15 protein-coding genes are annotated in these 12,999 nt (G+C 68.5%); 4 read left to right on the top strand and 11 right to left on the bottom strand.

The genetic code is table 11. The features are described from left to right. The first annotated feature begins 25 nt into the window (after nt 1-25). Nucleotides 26-868 (top strand): aminodeoxychorismate lyase, encoded by an 843-nt coding sequence (locus JOD27_RS25450; protein ID WP_204764781.1) that lies wholly within the window; start codon nt 26-28, stop codon nt 866-868. Here the strand turns inward: JOD27_RS25450 and JOD27_RS25445 are convergent. From JOD27_RS25445 to JOD27_RS25400, 11 genes are all read right to left on the bottom strand, one after another. Then, nucleotides 865-3,399 (bottom strand): glycosyl hydrolase family 18 protein, encoded by a 2,535-nt coding sequence (locus tag JOD27_RS25445; RefSeq protein WP_204764780.1) that lies wholly within the window; start codon nt 3,397-3,399, stop codon nt 865-867. The two genes, JOD27_RS25450 and JOD27_RS25445, sit on opposite strands and share 4 nt — an antisense overlap. Before the next feature lie 69 nt (nt 3,400-3,468). Continuing rightward, nucleotides 3,469-4,344, bottom strand: coding sequence for a 5-oxoprolinase subunit C family protein (locus JOD27_RS25440; RefSeq protein ID WP_204764779.1), 876 nt, complete (start codon nt 4,342-4,344; stop codon nt 3,469-3,471). Continuing rightward, nucleotides 4,341-4,928, bottom strand: coding sequence for a 5-oxoprolinase subunit PxpB (gene pxpB / locus JOD27_RS25435; protein ID WP_204764778.1), 588 nt, complete (start codon nt 4,926-4,928; stop codon nt 4,341-4,343). Before pxpB ends, JOD27_RS25440 begins: the two co-directional genes overlap by 4 nt. Nucleotides 4,929-4,992: 64 nt before the next feature. Beyond that, entirely contained in the window at nt 4,993-5,637 is a 645-nt protein-coding gene (locus JOD27_RS25430) for a heme-binding beta-barrel domain-containing protein (RefSeq protein WP_239568733.1), read from the bottom strand. Nucleotides 5,638-6,066: 429 nt separating this feature from the next. Next, nucleotides 6,067-6,366, bottom strand: a complete 300-nt coding sequence (locus tag JOD27_RS25425) for a DUF1416 domain-containing protein (RefSeq protein WP_204764777.1) — start codon at nt 6,364-6,366, stop codon at nt 6,067-6,069. 6 nt (nt 6,367-6,372) lie between these two features. Then, the gene (locus JOD27_RS25420) at nt 6,373-7,218 is read right to left on the bottom strand and encodes a sulfurtransferase (RefSeq protein ID WP_204764776.1); all 846 of its coding nucleotides are present in this window, start codon (nt 7,216-7,218) and stop codon (nt 6,373-6,375) included. A gap of 29 nt (nt 7,219-7,247) precedes the next feature. Further along, nucleotides 7,248-7,685, bottom strand: coding sequence for a DUF4395 domain-containing protein (locus JOD27_RS25415; RefSeq protein ID WP_204764775.1), 438 nt, complete (start codon nt 7,683-7,685; stop codon nt 7,248-7,250). Nucleotides 7,686-7,757: 72 nt separating this feature from the next. Then, a complete protein-coding gene (locus JOD27_RS47215) occupies nt 7,758-7,829 on the bottom strand; it encodes a putative leader peptide (protein WP_355300619.1) in 72 nt (23 codons plus the stop codon). Between the two features lie 85 nt (nt 7,830-7,914). After that, nucleotides 7,915-8,319: a thioredoxin family protein gene (locus tag JOD27_RS25410; protein ID WP_204764774.1), complete on the bottom strand. Its 405-nt coding sequence runs from the start codon at nt 8,317-8,319 to the stop codon at nt 7,915-7,917. Continuing rightward, nucleotides 8,316-9,137 carry an LmeA family phospholipid-binding protein gene (locus JOD27_RS25405; RefSeq protein ID WP_204764773.1) on the bottom strand — a complete coding sequence of 274 codons (822 nt, stop codon included), beginning with the start codon at nt 9,135-9,137 and terminating at the stop codon, nt 8,316-8,318. The genes JOD27_RS25410 and JOD27_RS25405 overlap by 4 nt, the downstream gene beginning before the upstream one ends. Further along, complete coding sequence (locus JOD27_RS25400) at nt 9,134-9,856, bottom strand: alpha/beta hydrolase (protein ID WP_239568728.1); 723 nt, start codon at nt 9,854-9,856, stop codon at nt 9,134-9,136. The genes JOD27_RS25405 and JOD27_RS25400 overlap by 4 nt, the downstream gene beginning before the upstream one ends. 174 nt (nt 9,857-10,030) lie before the next feature. On the opposite strand from JOD27_RS25400, the gene JOD27_RS25395 reads away from it, so the two are divergent. The 3 genes from JOD27_RS25395 to pstS all read left to right on the top strand — a co-directional run bounded on the left by JOD27_RS25395 (nt 10,031) and on the right by pstS (nt 12,980). Then, nucleotides 10,031-10,786, top strand: coding sequence for a response regulator transcription factor (locus JOD27_RS25395; RefSeq protein ID WP_239568725.1), 756 nt, complete (start codon nt 10,031-10,033; stop codon nt 10,784-10,786). Between the two features lie 10 nt (nt 10,787-10,796). After that, the gene (gene mshD, locus JOD27_RS25390; RefSeq protein ID WP_204764771.1) at nt 10,797-11,672 is read left to right on the top strand and encodes a mycothiol synthase; all 876 of its coding nucleotides are present in this window, start codon (nt 10,797-10,799) and stop codon (nt 11,670-11,672) included. Between the two features lie 198 nt (nt 11,673-11,870). Beyond that, nucleotides 11,871-12,980 carry a phosphate ABC transporter substrate-binding protein PstS gene (pstS, locus tag JOD27_RS25385; protein WP_204764770.1) on the top strand — a complete coding sequence of 370 codons (1,110 nt, stop codon included), beginning with the start codon at nt 11,871-11,873 and terminating at the stop codon, nt 12,978-12,980. Nucleotides 12,981-12,999: the final 19 nt, after the last annotated feature.

Here is a 12,999-nt window from a genome sequence, read left to right as displayed (position 1 = left end):
AGTTGCTGCCAGTAGGCTCCGTTCCATGCGCGTGCTGGCACTGCTCGACGGAACCCTCGCTGACCCCGACTCGCCGCAGATCCGCGTCGACGACCTCGGACTCATGCGCGGCGACGGCGTGTTCGAAACGATCCTCGTGGTCGACGGGAAGCCCCGCGAACTCACACCGCACCTGGACCGGCTCGACCGGTCCGCCGCGATGCTCGACATGCAGCCCCCTCCGCGTGCGGAGTTCGAGCGCGCGGTCGAGCTCGTCATCGGCAACTGGGAGGGCGGCAGCGAGTTCGCCCTCAAGCTCGTCTACACCCGCGGCATCGACGGCGGTGACGGCACGCCCACCGGGTTCGCGCTCGGCATGGAGATCGGCGCGAAGGTGCTCAAGCAGCGCGCGGAGGGCCTCTCGGCGGTGACGCTGGACCGGGGCATCGACGCCGACCTCGCCGACCGCGCGCCGTGGCTGCTGCTGGGCGCCAAGTCGCTGTCGTACGCGATCAACATGGCGGCCATCCGAGAGGCCGAGCGCCGCGGCGCCGCCGAGGTCATCTTCACGACGTCGGACGGTTCCGTGCTCGAGGGCCCGACTTCGACCGTGATCCTGGTGCGCGGCAAGACGCTCGTGACGCCGCCGTCGAAGCTCGGCATCCTGCCCGGCACCACGCAGTACGCGTTGTTCCGCGCCGCCGAGCGCGCCGGCTGGACCGTGCTCGTGGAGCCGATCCAGACCGGCGAGCTCTACGACGCCGAGGGCGTGTTCCTCGCGTCCAGCGTCCGCAAGATCACGCGGGTGAACGTGCTGGACGGCAAGCAGCTGCCCGACTCGTCGGCCCTGCTCACCGAGCTGCAGGGCCTCTACGAGTCCGAGTACTAGCGGAAGTTGGCGTCGACCGCGGCCATCAACGGGCCGCGGTCACCGGACATCTCCCAGATCATCGCGCCTAGCAGACCCTTCGACTTGATCCAGTCCGCCTTGCGCTGGATCGACCAGGCGTCGTCGAAGGTCCACCACTGGTTGCCGTTGTAGCAGTACGTCGCCACGGCCTGTTCGTCGTGGTGGACGGTGCAGTTCGGCACGCTCGCCACGAGGTTCGCGTACCCGCGCGTGCCCGCCTCCTCGGCGAACTGGCCCGGAGCGGCGCCACCCGCGGCCTGCCACTCGCCGTTCTTGCCGCCTGCCGTCACGTTCTGCCAGCCGCGGCCGTAGAACGCGAGCCCGACGGTGATCTTGCGTGGCGGCACACCGGCGTTGAGGTACTCGGTGACCGCGTTCTCCACGCTGAAATGGAACGAGTACGGGTCGTCGGTGTCGGCGTGCAGGTTGCCCTGGTGGCCCGTCCTGTTGGGCTCCCACGAGTTGTCGCTGCCCGCGCCGTGGAAGTCGTAGCCCTGGACGTTGAAGATGTCCATCGACTGCGCGACCCGTCCGAGCTCCCAGCCCGCCGCGATCTTGGCCGGGTCGGCGGGGGTGAACGCGGTGAGCTGGTAGCGCTTGCCGGTCGTGGCGCCCAGCGCGTCGAGCTGACGACGGAACTCCTCGATCAGCAGCGAGTTGTTCGCCTTGTCCTGCGGTCCCCAGTGGTTGCCCGCGTGTCCCTCGGCGCCCGGCCACTCCCAGTCGAGGTCGATGCCGTCGAAGATCCCCGCCGCGGTGCCGGGGCCGCCAGCGCCGTTGTACACGGGCAGATTGCCCTTGAGGTAGATGTCCAGGCACGACGACACGAACTTCTTGCGCGCCGCGTCGGTCGCCGCGACGTCGGAGAAGTACTTCGAGTACGTCCAGCCGCCGAGTGAGATCAGGACCTTGAGGTGCGGGTACTTCACCTTGAGCTTCTTGAGCTGGTTGTAGTTGCCGCGCAACGGTTCCCAGCCCGTGTCCGCCACGCCGTCGACGGACTGCGCCGCGCTCATCGGCCTGCTGTAGTCGGCTTCCGCGTCACCCGCGCCGTCGCCCTGGTTCGGGTCCTGCGGGTTCGGCGTGGTGCCCTTCGTGACGCCGTGCAGACACGTCAGGTTGACCGGGTCGATGTTGCCGAACGCGTAGTTGACGTGGGTCAGCTTCGCGGCGTCCATGTCCTTCACGAAGTACTGCCGCCCGTAGATGCCCCACTGCACGAAGTACCCGACACGGGCGTACCCGCCGACGATGTCGCTCGTGCGCTCGGTCAGCGCGTTGCTCGGCGAGGACAGGTTGTCGTAGATGTCCCGTGCCCGGACCGTGAACGTGTAGCTCGTCGACGGTGCGAGGCCGGTAACGGTTGCTGTGGTGCCGGAAACGGTCATCCTCACGGTCGTGCCCACGTAGACGTCGTAGTTCGCGACGCCGCGGTTGTCCGTGGATGCGTTCCACGCCAACGAGATGCTGCCCGCGTCCTTCGCCGTGGCGCGCAGGTTGCCCGGTGCGGTCGGAGGTGTCGTGTCGTCGGCCGGGTTGTTGGTCGTGACGCTCAGCGCGCTGCTCGGTGAGCTCAGCGTTCCCTTGGTGTCCTTGGCTTTCACCGTGAACGAGTAGGCGGTGTTCGGGTTCAGGCCGGTGACGACGGCGGACGTCGTGGTGCTGCTGGTCGCCAGGGCTGAGCCCGCGTAGATCTCGTAGGCGGCGATCGGCAGCGAGCCCGCGGTGGAGGCGTTCCACTGCAACGTCACCGTGCGCGTGGTCTTTGTCGGTGACGTCAGACCCGTTGGGGCGCTTGGCGGAGTGTCGGCGCTGCCGTCGCAGTTCGCGTTGTTGATCCGGCACGTCACCGGGTCGACGTTCGAGCTGATCGAGAACGTCGGGCTGTACGGCTCGGTGCTGCCGCCCGCCGCGACCGACTTGTTGTAGTAGGCCGGGGTGAGCGTGACCTGGTTGCCGCTCTGGGAGATCGTGCCGTTCTGGCCGTTGCCGACCGTCACGCCGTTCGGCAGCGTGAAGACGATCGACCAGTCGCTGACCGCGGCGGTGGTGTGGTTGCGCACGATGAACTTGGCCGTGCCACCGGCGACCGAGTAGTCGGCGGTGAGGCCGGTCGGTGCCGGCGCGGGATCACCGCTGCCGTCGCAGGCCATGTTGTTGATCGTGCAGGCGGTCGGGTCGGCCGCGGCGCTCAACGTGAACGTCGGGCTGTAGGGCTCGGTGCTGCGTCCGGCAGGGATGTTGTTGATGTAGAAGGCAGGAGTGAGCGTCACTCTCGTGCCGTCCTGGGTCGTGGTCGCGTTCTGGACGTTGCTCACCGTGACACCGGCAGGCAGGTCGAACTTGATCGACCACCCGTTGAGCGCGGTCGTGCTCGCGTTGGCGACCACGAACTTGCCGCTCGTACCGGTGCGGGAGAAGGTCGCGGTGATGCCCGTGGCGGCCTGTGCGGGCACGGCCAGGGCCAGTACAGCGACCAGAACTGCCAGCAGGGCAGGGATTCGGCGCATGCGGAACTCCAGGTTCGTAGAGGTCCGCGGCGGCCTGGCGGTTACGGTATTTGGTCTGGACCACTACCGTCAACGGTGTGGCCCCGTCGTGCTGACCCGCATCGGGCGGAACCTGACCGTCGTCCCCGGCCGCGCCTGGCCGAGAAACCGCAGGTGATCACGGTCGACGACACCGATGACGGGATAACCGCCCGTCGTGGGGTGGTCGTTGAGGAAGACCACGGGGTGCCCGTCCGGCGGCACCTGCACCGCGCCGGTGATCATGCCCTCGCTGGGAATCTCGCCGTCACGACGATTCAGCTTCGTGCCGCGCAGCCGCACGCCGACCCGGTTGCTGCGGTCGGACACCGTCCAGACCCCTTGGCGCAGCTGGGTTTCCGCGTCGTCGAACCAGTCGTCCCTCGGGCCGAGCAGGATGGCGACGTCGAGTTCCAGCGGTGCCCGCAGTGGCGGCACGACGTCTGCGCCGTTCGCGGGAGCGGGCGTGCCGAGTTCGAGAACGTCGTGGTCCCGCAAGGGTTCTGGACCGATCCCGGAGAGCAGGTCGGTCGACCGGCTGCCGAGTGCCGGCGGGGTGTCGATGCCGCCGGAGACGGCCAGGTAGGTGCGCAGGCCGGTGTCCGGGGTGCCGATCTCCAGCGTGGAGCCCTTGGGGAGATGCAACGGCTGGTGTGAGTCGGCGAGCTTGCCGTCGATCCGGACTTCCACCGCCGGTCCGGTCACCGCGACCGTGCAGGACGCTTCTGCCGTGATGTGCGTGCCGCCCAGCAGGAGTTCGAGCCCCGCGGCGGTCTCCGGGTTGCCGACGAGGCGGTTGGCGAGCTTGATGGAGTCCGGGTCGACCGCGCCGGACGGCGGTACGCCGAGGTGGGCGTGGCCGGGTCGGCCGAGGTCCTGGATCAGCGCCTGGGGACCCGTGCGGACGACCGTGATGGTGCGCTTCATGCGACCACGAACCTGACGCTGTCGCCGGGCGCCAGCAGTGCGGGGGTCTCGGCCGCCGGGTCGAAGAGCGTGATCTCGGTGCGGCCGATCAACCGCCAGCCGCCGGGTGTGGCTCGGGGGTAGGCGGCGGTGAACTCGCCCGCGATGCCGACGCTGCCCGCCGGCACCTTCGTGCGCGGCGAGTCGAGCCTGGGCTGCTGGAGGACGTCCGGCAGGCCGGTCAGGTAGCCGAAGCCGGGGGCGAAGCCGCAGAACGCGACCTCGTAGGTGGCTCCGGTGTGGAGCCGGACGACCTCGTCGGGGGTGATGTTCGCCGTGTCGGCGACGAGGTCGAGGTCGGGGCCGTCGTAGCTGACGGGGATGGTGACCTCGCGGGAGCGTGTTTCCGGCGCGTGGGTCAGGTCGACGGTGGCGAGGGCCTCCCTGACCTGCGGGAGAGCGCCCTTGACCAGCACCGTTCTGGCGGCGGGGACGAGCTCTTCCACGCCGTCGAGCCCCTGGAGCGCCGCGCGGACGGCCGCGACCTCGATCAGCGAGTCGACCTCGACCAGGAGCGCATCGGTTCCGCAGCGCCGCAGCAGCATGGACACATGTTACGGGGAATCGTGGGATTGTTGAACAATCCCACGACCCTGAATCGCGTGTCTTTCAGCCGACCACGCGCTTGAGGTGCGCCGACGTGTGCGGCTGCATCTTCTGCCCGACCATCGCCCGCTCCTCGACGTACGCGAGGTCGCCGTTGTTGACGATGCCGTACAGGCGCTGCGATGCCGTGACTTCCTTGGCGCTCGCGGTGCGGATCACGGCGTCCGTCTCGAACTCCCACGACGTCTGGGTGCGCGGCTTGCCGTAGTACAGCTCGACGATGCCCGTGTTGTGGGTGAGCAGCAGCTCGATCGTGTCGTCCGGCTGGGGACGCCAGAAACCCTGCTCGCGGGCCGCCGGGCGGATGACTTCGCCGGCCTCGTTCAACAGCCAGCTGCGCGCCTCGTAGATGAGGAACGGGCGACCGTCGTGGGCGAACGTGATCTGCTGGCCGAAGCGGAACGGGCCGTCGATCGTCGGGTAGACGACCTCTCCTTCGCCTCGCCAGACGCCTACCAGCGGGAGGACGCTCAGCAAGGCGTCGTTCAGGTTGGCGCCTTCTCGCAGGTTCGCGGTGTCGCCGGGGATCGGCATGTCCGTGAACTGCGGGAGGTTGCGGGCTCTGGTGGCCGCGGCGCGCTCTTCCGCCAGGCGGATGGCCTCGTCGCCGCTGCCTGGGATCGGGGTGCCTGGGGTGCTCTGCGTCATCGCTGGTCGGAGTAGAGGCGGTAGACGACGTAGCCCGCGAACCACATGACTGCGATCGTCACTAGTACCAGGAGTCCGGTGAAGATGTGTTCCACCGGGAGAGGATATCTCGCGTGGTCTGACGTGCAGGGTTGTGGTGGTGCAGGACACCGTGGCCTGCTCTGGGGTGCGTGTGGGTTTTGTGGGTCGTCCCCCGGTTGCGTCGGCGGGTTCCGGTTGCGAGTCCGTAGGTGGTTGCGTTGTGGGTGGGGCGTGACGGGACCCACCCCACCGGCCCGGTATGCCAAGGACTGCTCGGCTCCGCCTTCGCGTTGCCTCGCCTTCGGCTCCGGGTCGGCTCGCCTTCGCGAGAAACCAGAAATGTGAAGGCCCCCGGCGGGGTGTGCCGCCGGAGGCCTTCGTCGTACCCACTGCGCTTGCTGCGTGGCGTCAGGCGACTGCGATCTCCACCGCGTGGATGCCGGGGCCCTCGGCCGACACGGCGGCCTGGCCGTTGCCGGTGCGGTGCAGGGCGCGGACGGTCCAGCTGCCCGGTGCCGCGAAGAAGCGGAAGTCGCCCTCAGGGGAGGAGACGACCTCGGCCGTGAACTCGCCCGTCGAGTCCAGCAGGCGGACGTAGGCGCCGCCTACCGGGGTGCCGTCGGCCAGGACCTTGCCCTGCAGGACGGTTTCGGTCGTTGACGCTTCGATGGTGCCGCCCTGGACGGGCGCGCCGCATGAGTCGGACATGAGAAATCAGGCCTCCTTGCCGGAACCGAGTTCGATCGGCACGCCGACGAGCGAGCCGTACTCCGTCCAAGAACCGTCGTAGTTCTTGACGTCTTCGTGGCCGAGCAGCTCGCGCAGGGCGAACCAGGTGTGCGAGGAGCGCTCGCCGATGCGGCAGTAGGCGATGGTCTTGCGGGAGCCGTCGAAGCCTGCCTCGGCGTAGATCTCGCGGAGTTCGTCGTTGGACTTGAAGGTGCCGTCCTCGTTCGCGGCCTTGCTCCACGGCACGTTGACGGCCGAGGGGATGTGGCCTGCGCGCTGGGCCTGCTCCTGCGGGAGGTGGGCCGGGGCGAGGAGCTTGCCGGAGAACTCGTCGGGGGAGCGGACGTCGACCAGGTTCTTGTTGCCGATGGCGTCGACGACCTCGTCGCGGAAGGCGCGGATGCTGAGGTCCTGCTCCTGGGCCTTGTAGGAAGTCGTGGGACGGGTGACCTCCTCCTTGTCCAGGGGGCGGCCGTCGAGCTCCCACTTCTTGCGGCCGCCGTCGAGGAGCTTCACGTCCTGGTGGCCGTAGAGCTTGAAGTACCAGTAGGCGTAGGCCGCGAACCAGTTGTTGTTGCCGCCGTAGAGGATGACGGTGTCGTCGTTGGAGATGCCCTTGGCCGAGAGCAGCTTCTCGAAGCCCTCGCGGTCGACGAAGTCGCGGCGGATCGGGTCCTGGAGTTCGGTCTTCCAGTCGATCTTCACGGCGCCGGGGATGTGTCCGCCGTCGTACGCGGTGGTGTCCTCGTCGACCTCCGCGAACACGACGCCGGGCGTCTGGAGGTTCTCCTCGGACCAGGCGGCCGAGACCAGCACGTTCTCACGGCTCATGGGAAGTTGCTCCTGTAGTAGTGCGTGTTTTATTGCGGACGTGCGAGCGCGGGTGCGTACCGGCGCAGCAGTAGGTAGACCTCGCAGCCGAGGCACAGGCCCAACGCGGCGTTGAGCAGTGCTGCCACCAGTGCGAGGGCGGTGGCCACGATGCCGAGCGTGGTCAGTCCGGTGGCGTAGCCGAGGGTGCCGATCAGTGCGAAGACGAAACCGACGCCCTGGGCGAAGCGCAGCGGGGCTGCCTCCTCGCGTTCGGTGGCCGGGGTCAGGCGAGGCTGGATCGCGAAGCGGTAGACGTGGCCCCACGGGTTGAGCTTCAGCGAGATGAACGCGCACATCGCGAACAGCACCGTCTGGGCGCCGAGCAGGCGCCACCAGCCGGTGAGCAGGACGACGGCCAGGATGACGGTGGTCATCCAGGCGGAGAAGCGCGGACCGCGCGGGTCTACTGGGGCATCTTTCGGCACGACGACCTCCGGACATTCGGACGAGGAGAAATCAGTCCGTCAGAGGTAGCTGTTGGGCGTCAAGCGGCCCAATCAGCTCGTCGTGCGACACAGGCTGCTGCGCACGCGGCACAGGTCAACCGCGCGTCGCTTCGTGAGCAGCATGGTCATGCCAGCGAGGGTAGTACTGGATCCCTCGGTCCGGGAGACATGTCCATCAGGTGGAACAACGCAGGTTCACTCGACCGGATTAGGACAGATGTGGCTGCAAAGCGGCCAGGAGCGTGTCGCGTTTCGGCACGCCACCGACTCGCAACACCTCGGTGCCGTCGGCGGTCAGGGCCAGGGTCGTCGGCGTGCGCATCACGCCCAGGGCGGCGGCGACGTCCGGCAGGTTCGTCACGTCGAGTTCGGCGTGGGTGAGGCCGTCGGTGCGGTCGGCCAGGTCGCGCAGGATCACCTTCGCGTGGCGGCACGGGGCGCAGAACGTCGTGGAGAGCTGGACCAGCGTCACCCCCGGCGCGAGCAGGGCGCGCACGGGCGCGGGCAGGTCGACGGATTCCTTGCGGGAGATGCGGCCCTCCCTGACCTTGAGCAGCACACCGATCGCGCCGGCCACGGCCAGCGCGCCCATCAGCGCCCACACACCAGTCATCGTTGGACCAACGGTACATCCGTGATCACGCCGCGGAGGATGAACGCACCGCTCTCCACCTCGACGGCGGTGGGCGTCGCGCCGAACGGGAGCGTGCCGGGGTCGATCTTGATCGCGAGGGCCTGGCGCAGCTGCGGGATGATCTCCTTGAGCGAGGTGTCCTCGAGCTCGATGTCGTCGATGTTGATCTGGATGGCGCCGCTGACCAGGGCGATCTGGCCGTAGGCCGCGACCGTGACGACCTTGCCCGCGACGGTGGTCTGGCCGGAGATCTTGATCGCGGCGGTCGTCTTGGGAGCGTTCACGTCCGTCGGCGTCGGCGTGGCGACGCGGTTGTCCGGCTCGATCGAGAGCTTGTCGAACGGCGTGACCTGGTTCGCCAGCCGGTTCAGGTCCAGCGCCTTGATCTTGATGCTGCCCTCGACCTTGTCGATCGTCGCCTTGGAGACGTTGCCCGCCAACAGGTCGGCCAGCTCGACGCGGGTGTGGCGGAGGTCGGCCACGATGTCGAGGTCGCGCAGGTCGACGCCCTGCTGCTCGTTCTTGATCGGCACGCCGGACGCCTCGATCCGCACGTGCTTGTAGTCGCCGCGGACCGCCTGCAGCATGAACGGGAAGCCGTTGATGCGCACCGACGGGTCCTCGTTGAGCTGCAGCTTCTCCCGCATGCGCTGGGCGATCTGGTACTCACCGGCCGCGGCGAGCGCGAAGTCGGCCGCCACGAGCAGCACGGCGAGCACGATCACCGTGACGATGAGGAACTTGCCACGCCGCGACTTCTTCTTCGGCCTCGGGCGGGTCGGAGTGTGCGCAGTCATTCCTCGTCCTCGACGTTGCCGGCGGTCCATGCCGCCATCCGGTCTACCAGGTCCGCGGTCGCGGCTGATTCCGCGTGCCGCATGCCGGGCTCGATCCACAGCTCGGCATGCCCTGAGGACGCGCGGTGCAGTGACCTGGCGTGTTCCGGGGTGAAATAGTGATCCAGGTCACCGTGCACGATCAGCAGCGGGGTCGGCGCGATTCGCGAGACCACCTCCAGCGGACTCTCTGGCGGTTGTACCCAGCTGTCGCCCAGCCGAACCCCGATCGCACGGGCCGCGAGCTTGCCGTGCGGCTGCTCCAGCAACCAGTGCACGCGTCGCATCGGCGCGGTCTCCCGTGACCACCACCGGGCGGGAGAACTCACGGAGACGACGGCATCAGGCCTGGTCTCCCCCAGTGCGGCGTGCCGGATGACGATCGACGCGCCCATCGAGAACCCGACCGTGGCGATCTTCGAGTAGCCGAGCTCGCGCGCCTTGAGCACCGCCGCCTCGATGTCGTGGACCTCGTCCGCGCCGACCGTGGACCGTCCTTCGGAGCGTCCGTGGCCGCGGAAGTCGAACGCGACGACACCGCCGTGCGCGGCCAATCGGGCGAGCACCCGAGCGACGTACGGCTTGGCCACGTTGTTCGTGAACCCATGTCCTACGACGAAAGCGAGGTCGCCTTTGCCCTTGTGGTGCACGCCGTGCAGGCGTACGCCGCCATGTGACATGGATGTAACAGGCGTGACGCTTGTGGAAACAAGTGTGAGCACGGCTTCTTGACCTGGGAATTTCTGGGGGTGCACCGGTATTGTCTCCGTCATCCGCAGGCAACGGGGCCCGGTCACCGTACGCCGCTGGTCTGGTCGAGGTGACCGACCACGGCCGATTAGGAGGGCGCCGCGATGAGCATCGACGTGCTTCTGCTGACGACAGACCCGGACCCGGAGGCGGTGTTGCCCGCGCTGGCGCTGCTTCCGCACGCCGTGCGCCCGCTCCGCCCGGAGGTCTCGGCGCTGCTCGAGGCAGGGCCGCACGACATCGTGCTGGTCGACGCCCGCACCGATCTGGTCGGCGCTCGCTCGCTGTGCCGCCTGCTCGACTCGTCCGGCGTGGACGTGCCCGTGGTGGCGGTCGTCACCGAGGGCGGTCTGGTCGCCGTCAACTCCGACTGGTCGGTCGACGAGATCCTGCTGCCGACCTCCGGCCCCGCCGAGGTCGACGCCCGCCTGCGCCTGGTGCGCTCACGCCGCGGTGCCTCCCAGCCCGGTGGCGACGGCGCTCTGCAGCTCGGCGACCTCGTGATCGACGAGGCCACCTACACCGCGCGCCTCAAGGGCCGCCCGCTCGACCTCACCTACAAGGAGTTCGAGCTGCTCAAGTACCTCGCGCAGCACGCGGGCCGGGTCTTCACCCGCGCGCAGCTGCTGCAGGAGGTCTGGGGCTACGACTTCTTCGGTGGCACCCGCACCGTCGACGTTCACGTGCGACGCCTGCGCGCCAAGCTCGGCCCCGAGCACGAGGCGCTGATCGGCACCGTGCGCAACGTGGGCTACAAGTTCGTCCGCCCGCCGCGTCCCGGCTCCTCGCGCCGTCCGGCCGAGGTGACCGAGGTGGACGACGTGGTCCGTGTCCTGGATGAGGCTGTGATCGCGCGGTAGGTTCGCCTGTGTGGCGCAACTGAGCTGGTACGACGAGCTGACGACCGACCAGGCTGCCGAAGTCGGGCAGTTGCTGGCGGCTGCGGAGAGCACCGACGGCGTGGCACCGGTCGGCGAGGCCGTGCGACTGCGGATGCGCCCCGGCGCCACCGGCAGCAAGCACCTCCTCGCGTACCTGAACGACCGGCTCGCCGGGTACGCGCACGTCGACATGATCGGTGACTCCGGCGGCCACAAGGTCGCCGAGCTCGCCGTGCACCCTGATCACCGCCATCAGGGCGTCGGCGAGGCGTTGGTGAAAGCCCTGCCGCAGGAGTCGCTGCGGATCTGGGCGCACGGCGGTCACCCGGACGCCGACCAGCTCGCGGCGAAGCTGGGCTTCCGCAAGGTCCGTGAGCTCTTACGGATGCGGCTGCGCGTCGACAACGACCTGCCGGAGCCGAAGCTGCCCGACGGGATCACCATCCGGGCGTTCGTTCCCGGCAAGGACGAGGCCGCGGTCGTCTACGTGAACCACCGCGCGTTCGACTGGCACCCCGAGCAGGGCTCGATGTCGATCGAGGACGTGCGCGCCAAGGAGAACGAGGACTGGTTCGACCCGAACGGCTTCCTGCTCGCGTTCGACGCCGAGGACCGGCTGGCCGGCTTCCACTGGACGAAGGTGCACACGCCCGAGCTGGGCGAGGTGTACGTGGTGGGCGTCGACCCCGACCGGCAGGGCGGTGGGCTCGGCAAGGCGCTGACCCTCGCGGGCCTGCGGCACCTGCGGGAACAGCAGGTCAAGGAGGTCATGCTGTACGTCGAGTCGGACAACACGGCGGCGGTGCGGGTCTACACCAAGCTCGGCTTCACGCTGTGGGACGCCGACGTCCAGTACGGCCGGTAGTCAACGGATCGTCACAAAACGCATACGCGCTGGTCACGCCGTCACTCTTTCGGTCGTGTGACCCGTTACTTCCCGTTCGGTGTTCACCTGCCGTTCACCCCGACTAGGTGGGCTGTCCACCATGGATACCTACCTTCCGAAGCGAGCGGCGACGTCCGTCGCGAAACCGCTAATGCTTCCGCAAGGTGGAGGACCAAGGTGAAGATCCAGCGGCACGGCGCCGTGCTCGGCCTCGTCGCGGCCAGCGCGCTCCTGCTCGGTGCGTGTGGCAGTGACAACAACACGGCGGCGGGCGGCAGCACGCCGACCAGTGGCGCGTCCGCGCCCGTCGAGTGCGGTGGCAAGGCCAAGCTGAACGCTGAGGGCTCCTCCGCGCAGAAGAACGCCATCGACGCGTTCGTCCAGGCCTACAAGGCGGCCTGCCCCAGCGCGGACCTCGCGTACAACCCCTCCGGTTCCGGTGCGGGCGTCAAGAACTTCAACGCGGGCCAGGTCGACTTCGGTGGCTCGGACTCCGCGCTGAAGGCGGGCGCCGAGGTCGAGGCCGCCACCAAGCGCTGCCAGGGCAACCCGGCGTGGAACCTCCCGCTGGTCTTCGGCCCGGTCGCGATCGGCTTCAAGGTGTCCGGTGTGGACAGCCTCGTGCTGGACGCCAAGACCACCGCCGCGATCTTCAGCGGTGCGGTCAAGAAGTGGAACGACCCGGCCATCAAGGCGCTGAACGGCTCCGCGAACCTGCCGGACAAGGACATCGCGGTCATCTACCGCTCGGACGAGTCGGGCACCACCGACAACTTCCAGAAGTACCTCACCGCCGCCGGTGGCTGGACCAAGGGTGACGGCAAGCAGTTCAAGGGCGGTGTCGGCGAGGGCAAGGAGAAGTCCGCCGGTGTCGCGCAGGCCGTCGGCTCGATCGACGGTGCGATCACCTACGTCGAGTGGTCGTTCGCGCAGGACAACAAGCTCTCGATCGCCAAGATCGACGCCGGTGCCGGCGCGGTCGAGCTGAGCGCGGAGTCGGCAGGCAAGGCCATTGACGGCGCCAAGGTCAAGGGTGAGGGCAACGACCTGGTCCTCGACCTCAACTCGATCTACGGCACGAAGGCCGCCGGTGCGTACCCGCTGCTGCTCGCGACCTACGAGATCGTCTGCTCGAAGGGCTACGACGCCGACACCGCGAAGGCCGTGAAGGCGTTCCTCACCGTCGCCGCCACCACGGGCCAGGGGCAGCTCGCCGCCGCCGGCTACGTGCCGCTGCCCAAGGCGTTCCAGGACAAGCTGCTGACCGCTGTGAAGGCGATCGCCTGAGGTTGATGCGAGACTGCGA

The sequence above is a fragment of the Lentzea nigeriaca genome (assembly GCF_016907955.1).
Classification (GTDB): Bacteria; Actinomycetota; Actinomycetes; order Mycobacteriales; family Pseudonocardiaceae; genus Lentzea; species Lentzea nigeriaca.
The sequence above is the reverse complement of the archived record's forward strand: the minus strand, read 5'-3'. Positions and strand labels throughout refer to the sequence as shown.

Bases quoted from the DNA above. Each gene is read 5' to 3' on its own strand.
- JOD27_RS25450 (WP_204764781.1), top strand. From the start codon at position 26: ATGCGCGTGCTGGCACTGCTCGACGGAACCCTCGCTGACCCCGACTCG.
- JOD27_RS25445 (WP_204764780.1), bottom strand. From the start codon at position 3,399: ATGCGCCGAATCCCTGCCCTGCTGGCAGTTCTGGTCGCTGTACTGGCC.
- JOD27_RS25440 (WP_204764779.1), bottom strand. From the start codon at position 4,344: ATGAAGCGCACCATCACGGTCGTCCGCACGGGTCCCCAGGCGCTGATC.
- pxpB (WP_204764778.1), bottom strand. From the start codon at position 4,928: ATGCTGCTGCGGCGCTGCGGAACCGATGCGCTCCTGGTCGAGGTCGAC.
- JOD27_RS25430 (WP_239568733.1), bottom strand. From the start codon at position 5,637: ATGACGCAGAGCACCCCAGGCACCCCGATCCCAGGCAGCGGCGACGAG.
- JOD27_RS25425 (WP_204764777.1), bottom strand. From the start codon at position 6,366: ATGTCCGACTCATGCGGCGCGCCCGTCCAGGGCGGCACCATCGAAGCG.
- JOD27_RS25420 (WP_204764776.1), bottom strand. From the start codon at position 7,218: ATGAGCCGTGAGAACGTGCTGGTCTCGGCCGCCTGGTCCGAGGAGAAC.
- JOD27_RS25410 (WP_204764774.1), bottom strand. From the start codon at position 8,319: ATGACTGGTGTGTGGGCGCTGATGGGCGCGCTGGCCGTGGCCGGCGCG.
- JOD27_RS25405 (WP_204764773.1), bottom strand. From the start codon at position 9,137: ATGACTGCGCACACTCCGACCCGCCCGAGGCCGAAGAAGAAGTCGCGG.
- JOD27_RS25400 (WP_239568728.1), bottom strand. From the start codon at position 9,856: ATGTCACATGGCGGCGTACGCCTGCACGGCGTGCACCACAAGGGCAAA.
- JOD27_RS25395 (WP_239568725.1), top strand. From the start codon at position 10,031: ATGAGCATCGACGTGCTTCTGCTGACGACAGACCCGGACCCGGAGGCG.